A 21,753-nucleotide genomic window follows, 5' to 3' on the forward strand; every position below is an offset into this window, starting at 1 on the left:
TGTGAGGTGGCAGTGGAGAAGGGGCTGCGCGCCGACGCGCGCCGCAACCGGGACCTGATCGTCGCCGCGGCGCAGGAGCTGTTCCTGGAGCAGGGCGTCGACGTGCCGCTGGAGGAGGTCGCCCGCCGGGCGGGCGTGGGCGTCGGCACGCTCTACCGCCGCTTCCCCGACCGGGACGCGCTGCTGCGGGCGGTGGGCGAGGAGAGCCTCCGCCGCCTTGTGGACCTGGCGGAGACGTCCTGGCGCGAGGAACCGGACGCCTGGCACGCGTTGTGCCGTTTCCTGCGCGGCTCGGTGGCCCTGCGGCTGGGCGTGCTGCCGGCGAAGCTCGAACCGCACCTGCACCAGCGGTTGCGCGTCGGCCCGGACCTGCACGAGATGCGGCAGCGGGTGATCGCCGCCGTCCTGCGGATGATCGAACGGGCACAGGCGGACGGCGCGCTGCGCGCCGACATCGGCCCCGGCGACGTCGCCCTGTTGATGACCCTGAACGTGTACACGCCGCCGGGCATGCACAACGAGCAGGCCATGGGACGCGTGGTGGAGATCATGCTGGACGGCCTGCGCGCCGACGCGGAATCACCCCTCCCCGGAACTCCGCTCGACGAGGACGACCTGCGCCACTACACCGCCGTACGGCTCCCGCCCGCCGAGTGACGGCCGGGGCGATGACGAGTCTCCGGCATATGCTGATCCCGGCGACCGGCGCCGCCGCGTCGTGGGCCTGACGCCGGAAGGCCGCCGCGCCACGGAGGAGGCGCCGCTGTCCGGTCCGGTACGGCTGCGCCACGCCCCTGCGGACGCCGGACGGCTGCCCCGGTCGGCGGCCGACGACGCGGTCGTCCTGTTCGGATCGGAGGAATACGCCCCATGACTCCACCTGAGAGCGGCGTCACGGTGCTCGGCGTCGACAACGTCCTGTTCACCGTCGGCGACCTGGACGAGGCCGTGGAGTTCTACACCGCGCTCGGTCTTCCGCTCGCCTTCCGGATGGACGAGCCGGGCATCGCGCTGTTCCGGCTGGGCGACGAGCCGGCGGGGCTGCTCGTACGCCGCGGTGAGATCTCCGCGGCGGTGGGTTCCGGCGCGGGGCGGCCGCGGGTGTGGCTGGAGGTGGCCGACGCCCGGGCCACCGCGCGGGCCCTGCGGGAGTCAGGTATCGCCGCTCTTGCCGACCCCTTCCCGGTCGCGACCGGCTGGACCGTCGAGGTCGCCGATCCCTGGGGCAACACGGTCGGGTTCACGGACTACACCACCATGCCCGAGCGGGGCCGCGGCGCCTGACGCCGTCCCGCCCCGGCCAGGCGCGCGGAGCGTTGTCCACAGGCGACGGCGGGAGCGGCCGGGAAGCTCCGTCGCCGCTGCTAGCGTTCCGGATTGGCGGGAGGAGACGGTGTGCTCGTGATCCACACGGCCTGCGACGGCGGACGGCTCGCACTCCGGGTGAAGGAGACGGCGTGGTCGTGATCCACGCCGCCTGGAATGGCGGGAGACTCGTGCTCTGGGCCGAGGAGACGACCGGCGCGGAGCCGGTGGCCTCCCGCGCCGAGGTGCGCCCCCACCCCTTCGCCGTCCCGGCGAGCACCCTGGCCGCGGAGCTGTCGCGCTGGGGGGACGCGGCGGCCGAGGCGGCGGGCAAGGCCGTGTCCGGCGAAGCCGTGCTGCTGCTGCCGAGTTCGGCGACGAGTCCCCTCCCCTCCCCGGAGACCGGCCTGCGGATCACCGCGCGCCGCCCGAGGATGAGTCCGTGGCGGATGCCCGCGCTGCTGGTCGAGCCCGGGCCCGCGCTGCGCCTGCTGACGGAGGCGTTCGAGCCGCCACCTGTCGCCGGGCCGTCCCTGCGCTATCTCGCGGTCGTCGCCGCCCACGCCCGTGACCTGGTGCGGCGCGGCCGGGTGCTGCCCCAGCTCGTCACCGAGGACGGCGGCTACGCCGCACGCTGGCGGCCCGTCCTGACCGGCCCCCACGCCGCGCGCTTCCGGGAGCTGGCCGCCGCCATGCCGCCGGTCTGCCGGGCCGTCGGCGCAGAGCATCCCTCGGCGCGGGTCCTGAGCGAGGCGCTGGCGGGCCTGGCCGACGCCGCCGTACGGCAGGCCCTGCCCGAGCGGCTGCTGGGCGGGCACCATCCCGGGCGGCGCGGTCCCCTGGCCGACCGCTGGACGGTGGCGCTCACCGGTGACACGGCGGCCCTTCCCGGAGTGCGCGAGGAGGAAGCGGAGACGCTGGCCCGGCCGCTGGAGGACTGGTTCAGGGCCGCCCACCAGCTCGACGGCCCGGTCAAGGTGTGCTTCCGTCTCGTCGAGCCCCTCCTGGCCGAGGAGCATCCCGGGCAGGATGCGACCGCCGGCCGGGAGATGGCGGCCGAGCCCGCCACTGCCCACGCGGCCGCGCCGCGGGGCCCGGCCGGAGCACTCGCCGATCCCGCCACGGCCCGCGCGGCCGCACCTCGCGGCCCGGCCGCAGCGGGCGCAGCGCCCTCCGCACAGGCAGAGGCGACGGCCCCGCCGGACGCCGGAGGCTGGCGGGTGGAGTTCGCCCTCCAGTCGGCCGAGGATCCGAGCCTGTACCTGCCCGCTCCCCTCGTCTGGGCCGGCGAGACCATGCCCGGCCTGCCCGGACGTCCGGACGAGACGCTGCTCGCCGGTCTCGGCCGGGCGGTACGCCTGTACCCGAAGATCGATGACGCGCTGCGGGAGGCCCGGCCGGCGCACGTGGGTCTGGACGCCGCAGGAGCCTTCCACTTCCTCCGCCATGCGGCGCCGCTTCTGCAGTCGGCCGGGTTCGGCGTGCAACTGCCCGCGTGGGCCGGCCGCACCCGGCTCGGCCTGAAGCTCACCGCCCGGTCCCGCTCCGGGCCCGGCGCGGCCGCCGCCCAGGGATTCGGGCTGGCGCAGCTCGTCGACTTCACGGCCGAGCTCGCCGTCGGCGACGAGACGATCAGCGAGGCGGAGCTGGCCGAGCTGGCCCGGCTGAAAGTGCCGCTGGTCCGGCTGCGGGGGCAGTGGGTCGAGCTGGACGCCCGGCAGCTCGGGGCGGCGCTGAAGGCGGTGGAGCGACGCGGGTCGGGGCAGATGACGGTCGGCGAGGTCATCCAGGAGGTGGTCCACGGAGGGGACGACGAGCTGCCGCTCGTCGAGGTGGACGCCGACGGACTGCTCGGCGATCTGCTGTCCGGCGAGGCCGACCGCCGTCTCGAGCCCGTCGCGACGCCGGCCGCCTTCCACGGCACGCTGCGGCCCTACCAGGAGCGCGGGCTGGCCTGGCTCGACTTCATGTCCCGAGTCGGACTCGGCGGCATCCTCGCGGACGACATGGGGTTGGGCAAAACGGCCCAGACGCTATCACTGCTCGCGAAGGAGCGGGAGTCGGGCGAGCGGGTGGGGGCGACGCTGCTGGTGTGCCCGATGTCGCTGCTCACGAACTGGCAGAAGGAGGCCGCCCGTTTCGCGCCGTCGCTGGACGTCTATCTCCACCACGGCACCGGCCGCCTGCGCGGCGAGGAATTGGCCGGCCGGGTCGCCGGGGCCGACCTCGTCCTCACGACGTACGGCACGGCCCTGCGCGACCGCGACGCCCTCGCCGGGTTCACCTGGGCCAGGGTCGTCTGCGACGAGGCCCAGGCGATCAAGAACGCCGCGGCCAGGCAGGCCCAGGCGGTGCGCTCGCTCCCGGCGCGGACGAGGCTGGCGCTGACCGGCACTCCGGTGGAGAACCACCTGGCCGAGCTGTGGTCGATCATGGAGTTCTGTAACCCCGGCCTGCTCGGATCGGCCCGGGCCTTCCGCGACCGCTACCAGGAGCCGATCGAACGGCACGGCGACGAGACCGCGACCGCCGCGCTCAAACGGGCCACCGGCCCCTTCGTCCTGCGGCGGCTCAAGACCGACAAGACGATCATCTCCGACCTGCCGGACAAGCTGGAGATGAAGGTCTGGTGCACGCTCACGCCGGAGCAGGCCAGCCTCTACCAGGCGGTGGTCGAGGACATGATCGGCAAGATCTCCGGCAGCGAGGGCATCGAGCGGCGCGGCAACGTCCTGGCCGCGATGGCCAAGCTCAAGCAGGTCTGCAACCACCCGGCCCACCTGCTCAAGGACGGCTCCCGGCTGGCGGGCCGCTCCGGCAAGCTGGCCCGGCTGGAGGAGCTGGCCGAAGAGATCGTCAGCGAGGGCGACAAGGCGCTGGTGTTCACGCAGTACGCCGAGTTCGGCTCGATGCTGCAGCCCTACCTGGCGGCGCACCTCGACCGCCCGGTGCTGTGGCTGCACGGCGGCCTGCCGAAGAAGACCCGCGACGCGCTGGTGGAGCGGTTCCAGACCGAGGACGAGCCCATGCTGTTCCTGCTGTCGCTCAAGGCCGCGGGGACCGGGCTCAACCTGACCGCCGCGAACCACGTGGTCCACGTGGACCGGTGGTGGAACCCGGCCGTGGAGGACCAGGCGACCGACCGGGCCTTCCGCATCGGGCAGACCAGGAACGTGCAGGTCAGAAAGTTCGTCTGCGCCGGGACGCTGGAGGAGCGGATCGACGAGATGATCGAGCGCAAGAAGGCCCTGGCCGAGAGCGTGGTGGGGACGGGCGAGGACTGGATCGCCGACCTGTCCACGGCGGAGCTGCGCGAGCTGTTCCGCCTGTCGCCCGAGGCGGTGAGCTGATGCCGGTCGGCAGGGACGGGTGGTTCGAGGCCGCGCGGCCCATCAGGGTCGAGGGCGGCATCAGGGCGCGCTCGAAACGCGGGTCCATCGGCGAGCAGTGGTGGTCGCGGCGGTTCATCGACATCCTGGAGCGCGTCTGCGACCCGGGCAGGCTGAGCCGGGGCCGGGCGTACGCCCGGCGCGGCCAGGTGCTCGACCTCGACCTCGGTCCCGGGCTGGCGAAGGCCAGGGTGCAGGGGTCGCGCCCGGAGCCGTACGACGTGAGCGTGCGCATCACGGCGTACGGCGAGCCGGAGTGGGCGGGGCTGGTCGAGGCGCTGGCCGCGCAGGCCCTCCACCGGGCCAAGCTGCTCGCCGGGGAGATGCCGCCGGAGATCGAGGACGTGTTCGCCGGGTGCGGGCTGCCGCTGTTCCCCGGCGAGCACGGCCTGGACATGGCCTGCTCCTGTCCCGACTGGGGCTTTCCGTGCAAGCACCTGTCGGCGGTGCTGTACCTGCTGGCCGAGGTGTTCGACGACGACCCGTTCCGGGTGCTGGCCTGGCGGGGCATGGCCAGGGACGCCCTGCTCGACGCGCTGCGCCGGACCGCTGGCGATTCCGGGACCGCCGCCGGGGGCAAGGCCGGGACCGCGACCGGGGGCGAGGCCGGGGCTGGAGCCGGGAGCGAGCCCGGGCCGCCGGGGCTTCCCGACGTGGCCGACGTCCCGTTCGCAGAACGGCTCGGCGACTTCTACGAGCCGGGCGCCTCGGCGGCCCGCCTCGCCCCGCCGCCCGGCCCCGAAGGGCATCCCGACCTGCTGCTGCGCGCGCTGGACCCGCCGAAGGTCAAGGCCAGGCACATCCCGCTCCTCGACCTGCTGCGGCCGGCGTACCGGACCTTCGCGACGGGGGAGAACGAGGAGGCCGAGGGAGGCGTCCCGTGATCTTCTGCCGTAGCGGCCGCGATCGGCCGCAGCGATCACGGAACACGACCCCGGCAGGGATCAGGTGTCCTCGAAGCTCTGCGGGACCATCACGCGGACGCCGTTCGGGATGGTCCTGAGCACGAGCGGGGTGCGCAGCCGCACCTCGCCGTCGATGTCGGCGGCCATGGGCGGGTCGGTCTCCAGCAGCATCTCCTGACCGGTGACGAACGGCCCGCCCGCGAGGCTGGTCCACCTGCCGGTGGTCGCCCGGACGAGCGTCTCCCCCAGCAGCCGCAGCCGCTTGCCCGAGCCGAGCTGGTAGGCCACCAGCTTGCGGTTGTCGATGCTGACGTCCCTGGCGATCTGCCACCCGCCGTGGAAGCGGCCGTTGGCGATGTTGAGCTGGTGGGTCAGCAGCTCGTGGCGTTTGCCGTCCACGGTGATGTAGGCGCGGAACGGCCGGTGCCCGGGCAGGATCGTGAGCGCGGTCAGCGGGTAGGCCGCCCGCCCGAGCATCCGCTTGAGCCACGGCTTGACGGTGCCCGCCACCTCGACCGAGACGCCGAAGCTCGCGAGGTTGGCGAAGGGCCGGTCGCCGCAGATGCCGAGATCGATGTCGGCCACCTTGCCCTCGGTGAACACGCCGACCGCACCGGGGAGGTCGAGAGGCAGCCCGAGGCTGCGGGCGAAGTTGTTGGTGGTGCCCAGCGGCAGCACGCCGAGGGCGACGTCGCGGCCGGCCACGTGCTTGACCGAACTGCTCAGCGTGCCGTCGCCGCCGCCGACCACGAGCAGGTCGGGCTGCTGTTCGAGCGCGCGGGTGATGACGTCGCGCAGCCGGGAGGGGTCGGTGACCGGGTGGACGCCGGTGAGCCGGAAGTCCCGGTCCCGCAGCAGCCGCACCACCTCGGCGTAGCGGCGGCGACCTCGCCGGGATTTCGTGTTCACGACGACGGCGGCCCGCCGCTCCCGGTGGATGGCAGCCGTGTGATCCGCCTTGCTCCGCACGCTCACATGCTAGGGGCCTGCGGGCCCGGGCGCGCATGAGAGTGCCCGGCGGCCGTCCGGGGGGGCGGACGGCGGCCGGGCACGGAACCGCGCGGGGCTTTACCAGCCGGCGGCGGCTACTTCTTGGCGGGAGTGATCTGGACGAGCGCCCCCAGGTTGGCCGGCAGCGGGCTGATCAGCTTGACCTGCACGCCGAGCTGCTTGCCCTCGTCGCCGGGGTTGCCGGAGCCGAGAACGAGGCCGTCGCCGAGGTCGGTGCCGTACAGGTCCTTCGCCGGGGTGCCGTCCGCGTTGACGACCCTCGTCGTGTACGGCTGGTTGCCCTTGGACGGGACGACGGCCGAGGAGTCACGCTGACGGAAGTAGAGCGTGCCGTCACGGACCTCAAGGCCGGGGTACCAGCCCTTGGCGTCCGTGAACGAGGTCACCGCGGCCTGCTTGCCGAACGAGGTGCAGTACTCGGTGAACGGCTCGCCCTCGATGCACTCCTTGAACGGGTAGGTGCCGACGAAGTTGAACGCCGCGTTGGACGACTGCGGGCGGGACGGGAGGTTCTTCAGAACCGTCGGGTCCTTCTCCGCCGCCGTGCCCGTACGGCGCAGCGGGTCGAAGTGCGAGTCCACGATGAGCAGCTCGCCCTTCGGGCCCACCGACGGCAGGTCGAACGTGCGGCCCGAGACGTCGTTGTTGGCCACGGCGGTGTCGCGGTACCAGACCAGCAGGCCGGGGGCGTTGTACTTGACCTTCTCGACCTTCCAGGCGCCGTCGCGCAGCCAGGTCGAGTCGTAGGCGTACTGCAGGCCCTTGTCGAACCCGTCGAAGTTGCGCCACTCGGCCAGGTAGTACTGCGCCGCCTGCTCCCGGCCGGAGTGGATGACCCAGCCGGCGCCGGTGCTGTCGGTGAACGTGCCCTTGGTGGCCGTCCAGCCGTTGGCGCCGCCCTCGACGTCGTCGGTCCAGACCGCGGTGGCGCCGTTGTTCAGCGAGAAGTCGTCGTTGAACCAGCCGCGCTGCATGGACGCCGCGTCCGTGGCGTAGCGCAGGCGGATCTGGACGGACTTGCCCGCGAACGGCGCGAGATCGACGTACAGGTGGTGCCAGCCGCCGCTCTCACCGGTGAGGCCGTACTTCTTGCCGCCGTAGTCCTTCAGGCGGCCGTTGGGGTCGGCGTAGTCGTCGCCGGTGCTGGCGAGGCTGCCGTCCTCGTTGTAGATCTTCTGCTCGGTCCAGGTGGCGCCGCCGTCGGCGGAGACCTCGAAGAAGCCGAAGTCCCAGTCGGCCTCGATGCCCCAGTCGCTCCACCACCAGAACTTCGCGTCCGGCCCGGCCGGTACGTCGAGGGCCCTGCTCAGCTTGTTGTCGGCCCAGTTCTGGTCGCTGTTGGACCACCACAGGTTCGACCCGCTGTGCGGGGTGGACATGATGTTCAGCTTCTCCGGCAGGTTGATCCGGACGCCGTCCTCGGTGCCCTTCGGCGTACGCGAGGTCTGGCCGACCGCCACGAGCTCGGTCTTGCCGCCCTGCTCGATGACCTTCGGGTTGGCCCAGCCGAGCACCCACTTGTCCCACAGGCCCATGTGGGTCGGCATCGACTGGAAGATCGGCCCGGAGTGCGAGCCGCTCGACATCAGGTCCCAGAAGTCGACGTCGGAGTCGCCGGCGCCGGTGGTGTCGTACAGGTCCGGCAGGCCGAGGTCGTGACCGTACTCGTGGGCGAACACCCCCACGCCGGAGTCCTCGGGCTGGAGGATGTAGTTGGAGATCTTGATGCTGGTGCCCGGGACCGTGTAACCGCCGGCGACGTCGCTGGAGTGGGCCCACAGGGCCATCGTGCCCTCGTTGCCGCCGCCGCCCGACTTGTCCTCACCGGCGTGGATCAGCACGAGGTGGTCGACGACGCCGTCGGGCTCGTCGAAGTTGCCGTCGCCGTCGGCGTCGGAGACGTCCTCGACGTCGTAGTCCGCCCACGGGAAGTTCGGGTTCGACTTCACGAGCGCGTCGACCGCGTCGACCGCGAGCTGGGCGGCGCCGCGCGGGTTGTCCGGGTGACCGGTCATGTCCTGCGGGTAGGTGTGGCACTTGCCCGCGCCGTACCACGCCTCGGAGTGCGGCACCTTGAGCCAGCCGACGGCCTCACCGGTGACGGTGTAGGCGCCCTTCGACATCTCCTCGTACATGTTCTTCATGGTGTAGCCGGAGATGTCGATGCCCTTCTTGCCGTCCCGGGGGTCCTTCAGGTCCGGCCGGACCCGGGTCGTGATCCCCGTCGAGCTGTAGAGCATGTTGTTGTAGTGGGCGGTGTTGAAGTCCGCCACCCACATCGAGTTGTTGTCCTTGCCCCCACCTGCGGCGGTCGCGGGGTTGGGGATCGTGTTGTGCAGCGGCCCGTTCAGCTTGGTGCCGGGCGGCTCGGTGATGCAGTCGTCGACGTCGTCGATCGTCCTCGGGTGCGACCAGCCCGAGAAGTCGTCGTTGGCCTGGTCGTTGAACTCGACCAGCAGCGTGAGCAGCTTGGCGGTGCGGGTCGTCTTCGCCTTCTTGTAGATGAAGTCGAAGGGGTTCTTCCCGGTTCTGATCGCCTGCTTCTCGTGCTTGGCCAGCACACGCGCCGCGACCGGGTTGCCGCTCGCGAACTTGTGGTCGACGGCCCGCGCCAGGGCGGCCGTCCGTCTGGCGCCCTTGGCGGGGACCTTCTCCTCGGTGGTGGTGAAGTCGCCCTGCACACGGGGCGGCGCGTAGTTGATGTAGTGGTCCTTGGCGGAGGGCTGATAGCCCGCCGTGGGCGCCGCAGCCGCACCGGCCGCAGCCAGACCTCCTGCCGCCAGCCCGAGCGCGGGCACGATCGCGGCGAGACGCCGGATTCTCTTGGACAACGAGATCCCTTCCCGTCCGGGTTCCCCGGACACCCATGCACGGCGCGCCGGGATGAGCGCGCATGCGGGACCTTAAACGAGCGGGTAAAGGGAGGGTAAAGAGCCAGCCGGTATGGTTGTCAAAATGTGATCTGTACCGAAAACCGTTAATAATTCCGGATGAGACCCGATACCGAACCGTGCCGTAAAGTCCAGACGTGAACGAGATGACCTCCGCGCTCGCCGCGGCGCTGCCGGACGGGCGTGTTCTCACCGATCCCGACGTCACCGGCTCGTACGCCGGGGACCGCACCTTCGTGCCGCCGGGCAGGCCGCTCGGAGTGGTCCTGGCGGAGTCGCGCGACGACGTCGTCGCCACGATGCGCTGGGCGAGCGAGCACCGCGTGCCGGTGGTCCCGCGCGGCGCGGGCACCGGGCTCGCCGGCGGGGCGACCGCCGTCGACGGGTGCGTCGTCCTGTCGCTCGCGCGGATGACCGCGATCCGCGAGCTGTCGCCGCAGGACGAGATCGCGGTCGTGGAGCCCGGCGTCATCACCGCCGACCTCGACCGGGCGGCCCGCGAGCACGGCCTGATGTACGCCCCCGACCCCTCGTCGTACGAGATCTCGACCATCGGCGGCAACCTGGCGACGAACGCTGGCGGCCTGCGGTGCGTGAAGTACGGCGTGACCCGCGACTCCACGCTCGGGCTCGAGGTCGTGCTGGCCGACGGCCGCGTGCTCAGCACCGGCCGCCGCACGATGAAGGGCGTGACCGGCTACGACCTGACCGGCCTGTTCGTGGGGTCGGAGGGGACGCTCGGCGTGATCACCGCCGCGACGCTGCGGCTACGGCAAGCGCCCCGCGAGACGGCCACGGTCGCCGCCGAGTTCACCTCGCTGCGCGACGCCGCCGCGGCCGTGGCGGCGATCGTCGCCGCGGGCTGCCAGCCGTCGCTGCTCGAACTGATGGACCGCACGACCCTGCAGGCTATCGACGACTGGAAGAACATCGGGCTCGAGCCGTCCACCAGGGCGATGCTCATCGCCCAGGCCGAGGGCCCGCCGGACGAGACGGCGGCCCGGATGGCGGACCTGTGCGCGGCCGCCTCGTTCGTCGCGGTCTCGTCCACCCCTGAGGAGGCGGCCGAGCTCATCGGCATCAGGCGCCTGGCCTACCAGGCCAAGGAGCGGCTGGGCCAGTGCCTGGTGGAGGACGTGTGCGTGCCCCGCTCGGCGCTCCCCGAGATGATCACCACGATCGAGGAGGTCGCGGCCCGGCACAACGTGATGATCGCGACGGTCGCGCACGCGGGGGACGGCAACGTCCACCCGGTGTTCGTGTTCGACCGCGGCCTGACCGAGCCGCCGGCGGAGGTCTGGGCCGCGGCCGACGAGGTCTTCCGCGCCGCGCTCGATCTCGGCGGCACGCTGACCGGCGAGCACGGCGTCGGCCTGCTGAAGAAGCGCTGGCTCGAACTGGAGACCGGTCCGGTGGCCGCCGAACTTCACCAGGGCATCAAGCAGGTGTTCGATCCACTGAACATCCTCAACCCCGGTAAAGCCATCTGACCGCTGGTAGCGTTTGCCTCCATTGTGAGGTTGTAGGGGTAATCGGGGGCGATTGTGGCGTTAGAGGCTGGTGATCCGGCACGCCTGGGCCCGTTCACTCTTGTCGACCGGATCGGCGAGGGCGGCCAGGGGGTCGTCTTCCTCGGCCGGGGCCCGGCGGGCGAGCAGGTCGCGGTCAAGTTGCTGCACACCCGGCTGACGGCCGATCCGGAGGCTCGGGAGCGGTTCCTGCGCGAGGTCGCGCTCGCGCAGCGGGTGGCGCCGTTCTGCACGGCCCCCGTCCTGTACGCCGACCTCGCGGGCAACCAGCCGTTCATCGTCAGCGAGTTCGTGTCCGGGCCGTCGCTGCGGCAGCTCGTGGACCGCGAGGGACCGCGCCGGGGCGCCGCGCTCGAACGGCTCGCCATCAGCACGGCGACGGCCCTGGCCGCCATCCACCGCGCGGGGATCACCCATCGCGACTTCAAGCCGGCCAACGTCCTGATGGGCCCGGAAGGCCCGGTCGTCATCGACTTCGGCGTGGCCAGGGCGCCCGACTCGCCGCAGGCCACCGCGACCGGCGCGTCCATCGGAACGCCCGCCTACCTGGCTCCCGAGGTGCTGTCGGGCGGCACCGCGGGCGCCGCGGCCGACATGTTCGCCTGGGGCGTCACGATGGTGTTCGCCGCCACCGGCAAGCCCGCCTTCGGCGCGGACACGATCCCCTCGGTCATCACCCGGATCCTGCACGCGCAGCCCGACCTGGGCGATCTCGCGATGCCCCTGCGGGACATCGTCGCCGCCTGCCTGTCGAAGGACCCCGCCCTGCGTCCCTCGGCCGAGGACGTCGTCGCGCGGCTCACCGGACAGCCCACCGCGCCCGTACGGCCCGCCGCCGCGCCGCCCCCACCACAGGCGGCGGCGCCGGGATCCCAGACACAGGGACCCCAGGCACCGGGATCCCAGGCACCGGGACCCCACGCACCGGGACCCCAGGCACCGGGATCGCACGGCCCGGCGCAGGCACCCGGCCCGCAGGCACCCGCAGGAGGACCGCACGGCCCCGCACCGGCGCCGGGACCTCAGGCACCGGGATCGCACGTGCCCCCGTCCGGGCCGGGAGGTGCGGGGGCGCCGGTCCCGCCCGTACCGCGCCGGTCCGGCGCCGGCGGGACGAGGCCGCGGCGGCCGGTGCTGACATGGGCGGTGGCCGGGGTCGGCGTGTCGGCCCTCGCGGCCGCGGCCTTCCTCGTGCCGACGTTGGTCTCCGCCCGGCAGATCTCCTCCGAGGACGCCCTCGGCCCCGCCGCGTCGCCCGCGGTGACGCCGTCCCAGGACGTGGAGATGCCCATCCCGCAGCCGTCCGAGCTGGTCACTCCCACCGGGCGCAAACCCGGCAAGCCCTCGCCGAGCCCCTCGGCACGACGGCTCCAGCCGAGCGCGAAACCGGCCGTCTCCCCCACGCGCACCCGTCCGGCGCAGCCGTCGCCTTCCAAGGGGCCGGCCCAGGCCAAGCCCACCGCCGCCGCCAAGCCCACCGTCAAGCCCACCGGCGCCGCCGAGCCCACTCCTCCGCCCGCGAAGGCCACCCCCGCGCCGACCAAGGCGACCCCGGCGCCGACGAAGACCACCACTGCGCCCAAACCCAGCGCGACGGCCAAGGCCACCCCGACGAAAACCGCCGCGCCCAAGCTGAACACCTACACCGCCAAGGGCGTGTGCGGCAGTGGATACGGCGTCGTCGACTCGCACTCCTACGGCCAGGCCACGACATACCTGCTCTACAACGCCTCGAACGGCTACAACTGCGTGATCACCTTGTCGAAGTACGTCATGTCGAGCAAGATCAAGATGAGCGCGGTGCTGAAGGTCCAGAACGGGTCGTCGAAGACCGACTCCGGCAGCTACACGGTCTACGCCGGGCCGATCCGGCTGCCCGCCAAGGGCAAGTGCGTGATCTGGGGCGGCGGCTACGGCACCGCCGCCTGGAGCAGTTCATGGTCGCACTGTGGCTAACGACGGCGGCTGACGACGGCGGCTGACGACGGCGGTTGATCGACGAACGGCCGATTCACGAGCGGCCGGGACGGCGGAGGCCGGGCCCGGCTCGTTGACGCGGCGGCGGCTCATCAGGAGGATCATCACGTGACAGAACTGGGTTCGGTGATGCCATGACGGTGCTCGTGAGTCGGCTGGACGCCTCCAGCGGCGAGTACGGCGCGCGGCGCGAGGCCATGCTGGCGAAGCTCGCCGAGCTCGAGGCCGAGCACGCCAAGGCCGTCGCCGGAGGCGGGCCGAAGTACGTCGAACGGCACCGGGAGCGCGGCAAGCTGCTCCCCCGCGAGCGGATCGAACTGCTCATCGACCCCGACTCGCCGTTCCTGGAGCTGTCCCCGCTGGCGGCCTGGGGCACCGAGTATCCCGTCGGCGCGAGCGTCGTGACCGGCATCGGGGTGATCGAGGGCGTCGAGTGCGTCGTCACGGCCAGCGACCCGACCGTGCGCGGCGGCGCGTCCAACCCCTGGACGCTGCGCAAGACCTTGCGCGCCGCCGAGATCGCGCTGCGCAACCGCATGCCGTACGTGAACCTGGTGGAGTCGGGCGGCGCCGACCTGCCCTCGCAGAAGGACATCTTCATCCCCGGCGGCCAGGTGTTCCGCGACCTGACCCGGCTGTCGGCCGCCGGCGTCCCGACGATCGCGCTGGTCTTCGGCAACGCCACCGCTGGCGGCGCGTACGTGCCGGGCCTGAGCGACCACGTCGTGATGGTGCGGGAGCGCGCCAAGGTGTTCCTCGGCGGCCCGCCCCTGGTGAGGATGGCGACCGGCGAGGAGTCCGACGACGAGTCGCTGGGCGGGGCGGAGATGCACGCGCGGGCCTCCGGACTGGCCGATCACCTCGCCGCCGACGAGTACGACGCGCTGCGGATCGGCCGCCGCATCGTGCGGAGGCTCAACTGGCGCAAGGCGGGGAACGTTCCGGCGGCCGGCTACGCGGCCCCGCTGCACGACGAGGACGAGCTGCTGGGGATCGTGCCGGAGGACCTGAAGGTCCCCTTCGACCCGCGCGAGGTCCTGGCCCGGGTGGTGGACGGCAGCGACTTCGACGAGTTCAAGCCGCTCTACGGGCCGAGCCTGGTCACCGGATGGGCGAGCGTCCACGGCCATCCGCTCGGGGTCCTCGCCAACGCCCGGGGTGTGCTCTTCGGGGAGGAGTCCCAGAAGGCCGCCCAGTTCATCCAGCTCGCGAACCAGTCGCGTACGCCGCTCGTCTTCCTGCAGAACACCACGGGGTACATGGTCGGCAGGGAGTACGAGCAGAGCGGCATCATCAAGCACGGCGCACTGATGATCAACGCGGTGGCCAACTCGACCGTGCCGCACATCACGATCGTCATGGGCGCCTCCTACGGCGCGGGCAACTACGGCATGTGCGGGCGGGCCTACGACCCCCGCTTCCTGTTCAGCTGGCCGAGCGCGAAGTCGGCCGTCATGGGGCCGGCCCAGCTCGCGGGTGTGATGTCGATCGTGGGACGGGCCGCCGCGCAGGCGCGGGGGCAGGTCTACGACGAGGAGGCCGACGCGGCGATGCGCGCGGCGGTCGAGGCGCAGATCGAGTCGGAGTCGGCGGCGTTCTTCCTGTCGGGGCGGCTGTACGACGACGGGGTCATCGACCCCCGCGACACCCGTACGGTGCTCGGGTTGTGCCTGTCGGCGGTCGCGGGGGCGCCCGACGCAGGCCGGGCCGGCTACGGCGTCTTCCGGATGTGAACGGCATGCGCATCGACACCGTTCTTACCGGCACCGGGCTCATGCGGATCGGCGGGGGTGAGGGGTCATGATCGGGCGGCTGCTGGTCGCGAACCGCGGGGAGATCGCCCGGCGGGTCTTCCGCACCTGCCGGGAACTGGGCATCGAGACCGTCGCCGTCTTCACCGACGCCGACGCGTCCGCCCCGCACGTCGCCGAGGCGGACCGGGCCGTGCGGCTGGGCGGCCCGTCGGCGTACCTCGACCCGGAGCGCGTCGTCGAGGCGGCCCGCAGGGCGGGAGCCGACGCGGTCCACCCCGGGTACGGCTTCCTGTCGGAGAACGCCGGCTTCGCCCGTGCCGTGCTGGACGCCGGGCTGACCTGGATCGGCCCCTCCCCCGAGGCCGTCGCCGCGATGGGCAAGAAGATCGAGGCCAAGGCGCTGATGGCGGAGGCCGGCGTGCCGGTCCTGCCGACCATCCCGCTGTCCCCGGACGGCCCGGTGGAGATGACGGCTCCCGTGCTGGTCAAGGCGTCGGCGGGCGGCGGCGGGCGCGGCATGCGGGTGGTGCGCGACCCGGCCGACCTGGCCGGGGCCGTCGAGTCCGCCCGGCGGGAGGCGCTGTCGGCGTTCGGCGACGGGACGCTGTTCGCCGAGCCCCTGGTGGAAGGCGCCCGCCACATCGAGGTGCAGATCCTCGCCGACGCCCACGGCACGGTCTGGGCGCTCGGCGAGCGCGAGTGCTCGATCCAGCGCCGCCATCAGAAGGTGATCGAGGAGGCCCCCTCCCCCGCGGTCGGTCCCGAGCTGCGGCGCGAACTGAGCGAGGCGGCGATCCGGGCCGCCCGCGCGATCGGCTACCGGGGCGCGGGCACGGTCGAGTTCCTGCTGTCCGGCGAGGGGTTCTTCTTCCTGGAGATGAACACCCGCCTTCAGGTGGAGCACCCGGTCACCGAATGCGTCTACGGAGTCGACCTGGTCCGGCTGCAGATCGAGGTGGCCGAGGGCGCCCACCTCGCCGCGCTGCCGCCGAGCCCGGTCGGGCACGCCATCGAGGCCCGGCTGTACGCGGAGGACTCCGAGGGCCGCCCGCGGAGCGGCGTGCTGCACCGCTTCGAGATCCCCGGCGTGGACGGCGAGTTCGGTCTCGGGGCGCGGCTGCGACTCGACTCCGGGGTGGTCTCCGGCACCGAGGTGGGCGTCCACTACGACCCGATGCTGGCCAAGGTCGTCTCGTACGGCCGGGACCGGGCGGAGGCGGCCAGGCGGCTGGCGAACACGCTCGCCCGCGCGCGGATCCACGGGCCGGCGACCAACCGCGACCTGCTCGTGGGAGTGCTGCGGCATCCGGACTTCCTGTCCGGGGCGCTCGACACCGGGTTTCTCGAGCGGCACCCCGTTCCGGCGTCGCTCGCCGGTCCCGAGGCCGTACGGCTGTCCGCGCTCGCGGCGGCGCTCGCCGGGGCGGAGGCGGGCCGCGCGGCCGCCCGGCGTGACGGGGTGCTGGGCGGGCTGCCGAGCGGCTGGCGCAACGTCCCCTCCCAGCCGCAACGCACCGCGTTCGGCACCAAGGACGGCGGACGCCTGGAGATCGCCTACCGGCTGACCAGGGACGGGCTGCGGGCCGAGGGCTTCGAGGACGTCATGCTGGTGGCGGCGGACCCGGGACGGGTGGTGCTGGAGACGGCGGGCCTGCGGCACACCTTCGAGGTGGCCGCCTATCCGGGTGTGGTGCATGTCGATTCGGCGCTGGGGCCGGTCCGGCTCGCCCCGGTCGAGCGGCTGCCCGAACCGGCCGCGCACGTCACGCCGGGGGCACTGCCCGCCCCGATGCCGGGTACGGTCCTGCGTGTCGAGGTCAAGCCCGGCGACGTGGTCGAGGCCGGGCAGCCGGTGGTCGTGCTGGAGGCGATGAAGATGGAGCATCTGGTCGTGTCCCCCGCCTCGGGCACGGTGACGGCCCTGCACGTGACGCCGGGCGCGCAGGTCGAGGCGGGCGTGCCGCTCGCCGTCATCGAGCCGTCGGCCCCGGGAGAACCCGGCGGCGGCCCGCACCCGGAAGAGCCGGGCGCGCGGAGCGGCCCGGACATCGGCCCGGACAACGGCCCGGACAACGGCCCGGACAACGGCACTGAGAACCGCCCGGAGATCCGCCCTGAGCACGGCACGACCGGCACGGCGACCGGTGCGGCGACCGGTGCGGCGACCGGTGCGGCGGATGACCAGGGCCCGGGCGCGGAGGGCGGCGCGGAGACCGGCTCCCCCGCAGGCCCGGAAGCCGATCTCCCGCAGGCCCCGGAAACGGGCCTGTCGCCCACCCCGGAAACGGGCCTCCCGTCGCCACCGGAGACTGGCCTCCCGTCGCGCCCGGAGGCGGGCTCTCCGCCGGCCTCGGAGGCGGTGCCTGCGGCGGCCTCGGAGGCGGCCCCTTCCGGGAGCACGGAGATCGGCGCCGAGATCGGCACGGAGACGGGCGCGCGGGGCACGGACATCGGTGCGAATCCGGGCAGGGAGGCGGCGCAGCCATGAGCGAACCGCAGGAGGTCCTGGTACGCCGGGAGCAGGCGGGCGGCGTGGCCACGATCACGCTCGACTCTCCGCACAACCGCAACGCCCTGTCGTCCCGCCTGCTGCGGCAACTCGACGACGCCCTGTCCTGGGCGCTGGACGACCCCGCCGTACGGGTGATCGTGCTGACGGGCACGGGACCGGTGTTCTGCGCCGGCGCCGACCTGAAGGAACAGCGCGGCGGAGGGGCGCCGGTCACCGCGTCGTTCCCCGACATCATGCTGCGGATCTGGGAGAGCCCGAAGCCGGTCGTGTGCCGCCTGAACGGCACGGCCCGGGCGGGCGGCCTCGGCCTGGTGGCGGCATGTGACTTCGCCGTCGCCCCGGCGACCGCGTCGTTCGCCTTCACCGAGGTGCGGCTCGGGGTGGTCCCCGCCATGATCGCGGTCACCTGCCTGCGCCGTCTGGACCCCAGGGCCGCGGCCGAATACCTCCTCACCGGCGAGGTCTTCGGCGCCGCGCGCGCCGTGGAGATCGGCCTGCTGACACGGGCCGTCCCGGAGGAGGACCTGGACGCGACCGTCGCGCACTACACCGGCATGCTGCTGCGCGGCGGCCCCGAGGCACTTGCGATCACCAAGCGGCTCGTGCGGGAGGTGCCGCTGCTGCCGGTCGAGGAGGGGTTTCGCGCGATGGCCGCGCTGTCGGCCGAGCGCTTCACCTCCGCGGAGGGGCAGGAGGGCATCCGGGCGTTCGCGGAGAAACGGCCCGCCGCCTGGGTTCCGTCGGAGGTCACGTCGGAGGTCACGGCCGGAGACGCCGGGCGATGACGGCGGAGGCCGGGCGGCCGGGACCGATGCGGGTCGCGAACTGCGGCGGTTTCTACGGCGACCGGCTGTCGGCCGCCCGGGAGATGGTCGAGGGCGGGCCGATCGACGTGCTCACCGGCGACTGGCTGGCCGAGCTCACCATGTCGATCCTCGCCGGCAACCGGCTGAAGGGCCGTCCCGGCTACGCCCGCACCTTCCTCACGCAGATGGAGCAGGTTCTCGGCACCTGTCTCGACCGGGGGATCAGGGTCGTCGCCAACGCGGGCGGCCTCGACCCCGCCGGCTGCGCGGAGGCGGTGTCGGCCCTGGCCGACCGGCTCGGGCTGCGCGCGGCCGTCGCCCACGTCACCGGCGACGACCTCATGCCGCTCGCCGCGCCGCCGGTCCACGCGGACACCGGCGAGACCCTGCGGGCCACTCCGCTGACCGCCAACGCCTACCTGGGCGGCCGGCCGATCGCGGTGGCGCTGGAGCACGGCGCGGACGTCGTCGTCACCGGGCGGGTCACCGACGCAGCCCTGGTCACCGGGCCCGGCATGTGGTGGTTCGGCTGGGACCCCGGCGACCTCGACCCACTGGCCGGTTCCGTCGTCGCCGGGCACGTGATCGAGTGCGGCTGCCAGGCGACCGGCGGCAACTACGCCTTCTTCGAGGAGGTGCCCGACCTCGCCCGCTGCGGTTTCCCCATCGCCGAGCTGTACGCCGACGGGTCGAGCGTGATCACGAAGCACCCGGGCACCGGCGGGCTGGTCTCGATCGGGACCGTGACAGCGCAGCTGCTCTACGAGATCGCCTCGCCGCGCTATCTCGGGCCGGACGTGACCGCCCGGTTCGACACCATCCGGCTGGAGCAGGAGGGGCCCGACCGGGTCAGGATCACGGGCGTGCGCGGCGAACCCCCGCCGGACACCCTGAAGGTCGCCGTCACCTACCTGGGCGGCCACCGCAACACGATGACGCTCGTGCTCACCGGCCTCGACCTCGCCGCCAAGGCCCGGGTCGCGCAGGAGGCGATCTGGGCCCGCGTCCCGCGCGAGTCGTTCGAACAGGTCCACGTGGAACTGACCCCCCTCGGCGCGGGTGACGGCCCCGGCACCCCGAGCGGCCCCGAAGCGAGCGGCACAGGCACAGACAGCACAGGCACGGACAGCACGGGCACGGACAGCACAGGCACAGGCGGCGTGGGCACGGCCGGGACGGCGCTGCTGCGGATCACGGTCATGGACCCCGATCCGCGCACGGCCGGGCGAACGTTCTCCTCCGCGGTGGTGGAGACCGGCCTGGCGAGCTACCCCGGCTTCTACGGCCTGACGCCGCCCGGCGACGCCTCTCCCTACGGCGTCTACTGGCCCTCGTCGATCGAGGCGCGGGCCGTGCTCCCTGTGGTGACCGTGGACGGGCTCCGCGTCGAGGTGCCGTACGCTCCGCCCGGTCCGGTGCTGGGCGAGCAGGCGGGAGGACCGCCCGGCGACGCCGTCGTGCCGCCGTACGCCGGGGATCTGTCGGCCGGGGTGGTCAGGCCGCTCGGCACGGTCGCCGGCGCCCGCTCGGGCGACAAGGGCGGCGACGCCAACCTCGGCGTCTGGGTGCGCGACCCCGCCCGATACCCGTGGCTCGCGGCGTTCCTGACCGTGGACCGGCTCAGGGAACTGCTGCCGGAGGTCGGCGGCCTGCCGATCGACCGGTTCGCGCTGCCGAACCTGCACGCGCTGAACTTCGTCGTCCACGGGCTGCTGGGCAGAGGCGTGGCCGCCAGCCCGCTTCTCGACGCCCAGGCCAAGGCGCTCGGTGAGCGTCTTCGCGCCGTGTGCGTGCCCATCCCATCGTGACTAGGATTGCCCGCGATTGCCGCGAATCGGGAGAAAAGGACATGCGTTTGCGCTTTCTCGGCTCCACGTCCGAGGCGGGGGCCTGCCCCTCCCTCTACGAGACCGACCGCGGCACGATCGTCGTACAGGGCCTGGAGGTCGTGGACCGTGAGGCCCGCGCCGACCTGCGCCACGTGCTCGACGGGGAGACCGCGGTCGAGGTGCCGAGGGAACTGCTCGTCGAGATCGCCCGGCGGGTCCTGTCCGATCACGATTGAGGGCCGCCGTCTGGCATGATCCGGCGCGCCGGGTCTACCTTGGACCGCACCACGGCCGGAGGTGGAAGTGAGCGGTTTCCATCAGGCCCGCATGGACCTGGGAGCCCAGCTACGCCAGTTGCGGGAGAACGCCCGGCTGTCCGGGAAGGACCTCGCCGAGCGGCTGCGCTGGCAGCCGTCGAAGGTCTCGCGCATCGAGAACGCGCGCCAGACCGCCACCGAGGACGACGTGACCGCCTGGGGGAAGGCGGTGGACGCCGACCCGCATGTGATCGACGACCTGATCCGGCAGGCGGCCGGCCTGCTCGAGCGGCACGACTCCTGGCGGCAGCGGCACAGGAACGGCCTCGCCGCGCTGCAGGAGGACATCCGCGAGCTGGAGACGCGCACCCGGCTGTTCCGGGCGTTCGAGCCGGGCGTGGTGATCGGCCTGCTGCAGACCACCGAATACGCCAGGCACATCTTCGGCAAGGTCAGGCGGGTGCACGAGTCCACCGACGACGTGGACGACGCGATCCGGATCCGCATGCGCCGCCAGGAGATCTTGTACGACCCGGCGCGGCGGTTCCGGTTCGTCATGCCGGAAGCGGTGCTGCGTTACCGGCTCGCGCCCCCGGACGTGATGCGCGGCCAGCTCGACCGGCTGATCGCGGTGACCACGCTGCCGAACGTGGAGTTCGGGCTGCTGCCGTTCGAGGCGCAGTTGCCGTCCGCCCTGATGAACTCGTTCTGGCTCTACGACGACTGCATGGTCGGGGTGGCGACCAGGACCAGGGACCTGCTGCTGCGCGACGCCGCGGACGTCGCCTTCTACGCCCAGGCGTTCGAGGAGTTCTGCGAGGTCGCGGCCTTCCGCGACGACGCGAGAGCGCTGATCGTGCGCGCCCTCGACGACTACGCCCGGCCGCGCTGACAAAGCGCGCCGACCAAGCGCGGCCGAGTATCACGACTACCCACCACACCGACCCATCGCGGCCGATCGCGCCGACGAACCACGCGACCCTCCGCACCGACTTGTCGCTCCGAGCCATCGCCGCCGGCCATTCCGCCGTGCATCGCGCCGGCCCTCATACGGCCCACCGCGCCGAGGCCGCGCCGCCGGGGCACGCGCCGTACCCCGGCTCGCCCCGCCCGTCAGGTCACTTGCCGAGGGCGGTCTGCAGGTCCATGACGTGGTCCTGCGTCTGCTGCAGCAGCGGGCGCAGCGCCTCGGCCACGTCGCTCAGGCCGAGCTCCTGGGCCTGCTCCACGCGCTCGCGGTAGCGGCGAAGCTGCTCCTGCTCCAACTCGAGATCGAGCCGGAGCGCGTCCGCGCCGTCGGTCGCCACCGGCACCTCGGGGACGCGGACGCTCGGTACGCCGCCGAGAAAGTCGATCTGCTCGGCCAGCGTGCTCGCGTGGTTGAGTTCCTGACCGAGGTGCTCCTTGAGCTCCTCGATGATCGACAGGTACTCCGCGCCCTTGATGGTGGCCGCGTGCTGCACGTACTGCACGATCGAGCGGTACTCGCTCTCCAGATCCTCGTTCAGCAGGGCGATGAAGCCCTCGGTGTCCATGGGACTCCTTTCGTCGCTCCAAAGGCCCATCACGTACCCGCTGAGGAGGCCGC

Annotated in this window: 14 protein-coding genes and 1 pseudogene; 12 read left to right on the plus strand and 3 right to left on the minus strand. The window is 72.8% G+C overall.

The genetic code is table 11. The features are described from left to right. Positions 1-6 precede the first annotated feature (6 nt). The 4 genes from ACWEQG_RS05960 (at position 7) to ACWEQG_RS05975 (ending at position 5,578) form a co-directional block, all read left to right on the plus strand. On the plus strand, positions 7-657 hold the full coding sequence (locus ACWEQG_RS05960) for a TetR/AcrR family transcriptional regulator (protein ID WP_452282136.1): 651 nt from the start codon (positions 7-9) through the stop codon (positions 655-657). A 213-nt stretch (positions 658-870) separates the two neighbouring features. Then, positions 871-1,284: a VOC family protein gene (locus tag ACWEQG_RS05965; protein ID WP_452282138.1), complete on the plus strand. Its 414-nt coding sequence runs from the start codon at positions 871-873 to the stop codon at positions 1,282-1,284. Between the two features lie 173 nt (positions 1,285-1,457). Then, positions 1,458-4,655, plus strand: a complete 3,198-nt coding sequence (locus ACWEQG_RS05970) for an SNF2-related protein (protein ID WP_452282140.1) — start codon at positions 1,458-1,460, stop codon at positions 4,653-4,655. Beyond that, positions 4,655-5,578 (plus strand): SWIM zinc finger family protein, encoded by a 924-nt coding sequence (locus ACWEQG_RS05975; RefSeq protein ID WP_452282142.1) that lies wholly within the window; start codon positions 4,655-4,657, stop codon positions 5,576-5,578. Before ACWEQG_RS05970 ends, ACWEQG_RS05975 begins: the two co-directional genes overlap by 1 nt. Before the next feature lie 60 nt (positions 5,579-5,638). Here the strand turns inward: ACWEQG_RS05975 and ACWEQG_RS05980 are convergent, their stop codons facing one another. Beyond that, on the minus strand, positions 5,639-6,568 hold the full coding sequence (locus tag ACWEQG_RS05980) for a diacylglycerol/lipid kinase family protein (protein WP_452282144.1): 930 nt from the start codon (positions 6,566-6,568) through the stop codon (positions 5,639-5,641). Between the two features lie 116 nt (positions 6,569-6,684). Beyond that, positions 6,685-9,441, minus strand: coding sequence for an immune inhibitor A domain-containing protein (locus ACWEQG_RS05985; RefSeq protein WP_452282146.1), 2,757 nt, complete (start codon positions 9,439-9,441; stop codon positions 6,685-6,687). 206 nt (positions 9,442-9,647) lie between these two features. Here ACWEQG_RS05985 and ACWEQG_RS05990 point away from each other — a divergent pair, with 206 nt between their 5' ends. The 8 genes and pseudogenes from ACWEQG_RS05990 (at position 9,648) to ACWEQG_RS06025 (ending at position 21,057) form a co-directional block, all read left to right on the plus strand. Further along, positions 9,648-10,991 (plus strand): FAD-binding oxidoreductase, encoded by a 1,344-nt coding sequence (locus ACWEQG_RS05990; protein ID WP_452282868.1) that lies wholly within the window; start codon positions 9,648-9,650, stop codon positions 10,989-10,991. 54 nt (positions 10,992-11,045) lie between these two features. Next, positions 11,046-12,986 carry a protein kinase domain-containing protein gene (locus ACWEQG_RS05995; protein ID WP_452282147.1) on the plus strand — a complete coding sequence of 647 codons (1,941 nt, stop codon included), beginning with the start codon at positions 11,046-11,048 and terminating at the stop codon, positions 12,984-12,986. Positions 12,987-13,141: 155 nt separating this feature from the next. Beyond that, positions 13,142-14,740: an acyl-CoA carboxylase subunit beta gene (locus ACWEQG_RS06000; RefSeq protein WP_452282149.1), complete on the plus strand. Its 1,599-nt coding sequence runs from the start codon at positions 13,142-13,144 to the stop codon at positions 14,738-14,740. A 67-nt stretch (positions 14,741-14,807) separates the two neighbouring features. Continuing rightward, positions 14,808-16,748 (plus strand): annotated as a pseudogene (locus tag ACWEQG_RS06005) (acetyl/propionyl/methylcrotonyl-CoA carboxylase subunit alpha); the annotation flags it as partial. A gap of 497 nt (positions 16,749-17,245) precedes the next feature. Further along, the gene (locus tag ACWEQG_RS06010) at positions 17,246-18,058 is read left to right on the plus strand and encodes an enoyl-CoA hydratase-related protein (RefSeq protein ID WP_452282151.1); all 813 of its coding nucleotides are present in this window, start codon (positions 17,246-17,248) and stop codon (positions 18,056-18,058) included. Then, positions 18,055-19,887, plus strand: a complete 1,833-nt coding sequence (locus ACWEQG_RS06015; RefSeq protein ID WP_452282152.1) for an acyclic terpene utilization AtuA family protein — start codon at positions 18,055-18,057, stop codon at positions 19,885-19,887. Before ACWEQG_RS06010 ends, ACWEQG_RS06015 begins: the two co-directional genes overlap by 4 nt. A gap of 41 nt (positions 19,888-19,928) precedes the next feature. Then, positions 19,929-20,144 carry a hypothetical protein gene (locus ACWEQG_RS06020; protein ID WP_182905752.1) on the plus strand — a complete coding sequence of 72 codons (216 nt, stop codon included), beginning with the start codon at positions 19,929-19,931 and terminating at the stop codon, positions 20,142-20,144. Between the two features lie 67 nt (positions 20,145-20,211). After that, positions 20,212-21,057, plus strand: a complete 846-nt coding sequence (locus ACWEQG_RS06025; protein WP_452282154.1) for a helix-turn-helix domain-containing protein — start codon at positions 20,212-20,214, stop codon at positions 21,055-21,057. A 226-nt stretch (positions 21,058-21,283) separates the two neighbouring features. Here ACWEQG_RS06025 and ACWEQG_RS06030 read toward each other — a convergent pair whose 3' ends face one another. After that, positions 21,284-21,700, minus strand: a complete 417-nt coding sequence (locus ACWEQG_RS06030; RefSeq protein ID WP_346224084.1) for a ferritin-like domain-containing protein — start codon at positions 21,698-21,700, stop codon at positions 21,284-21,286. Positions 21,701-21,753: the final 53 nt, after the last annotated feature.

The organism is Microbispora sp. NPDC004025, assembly GCF_053604425.1.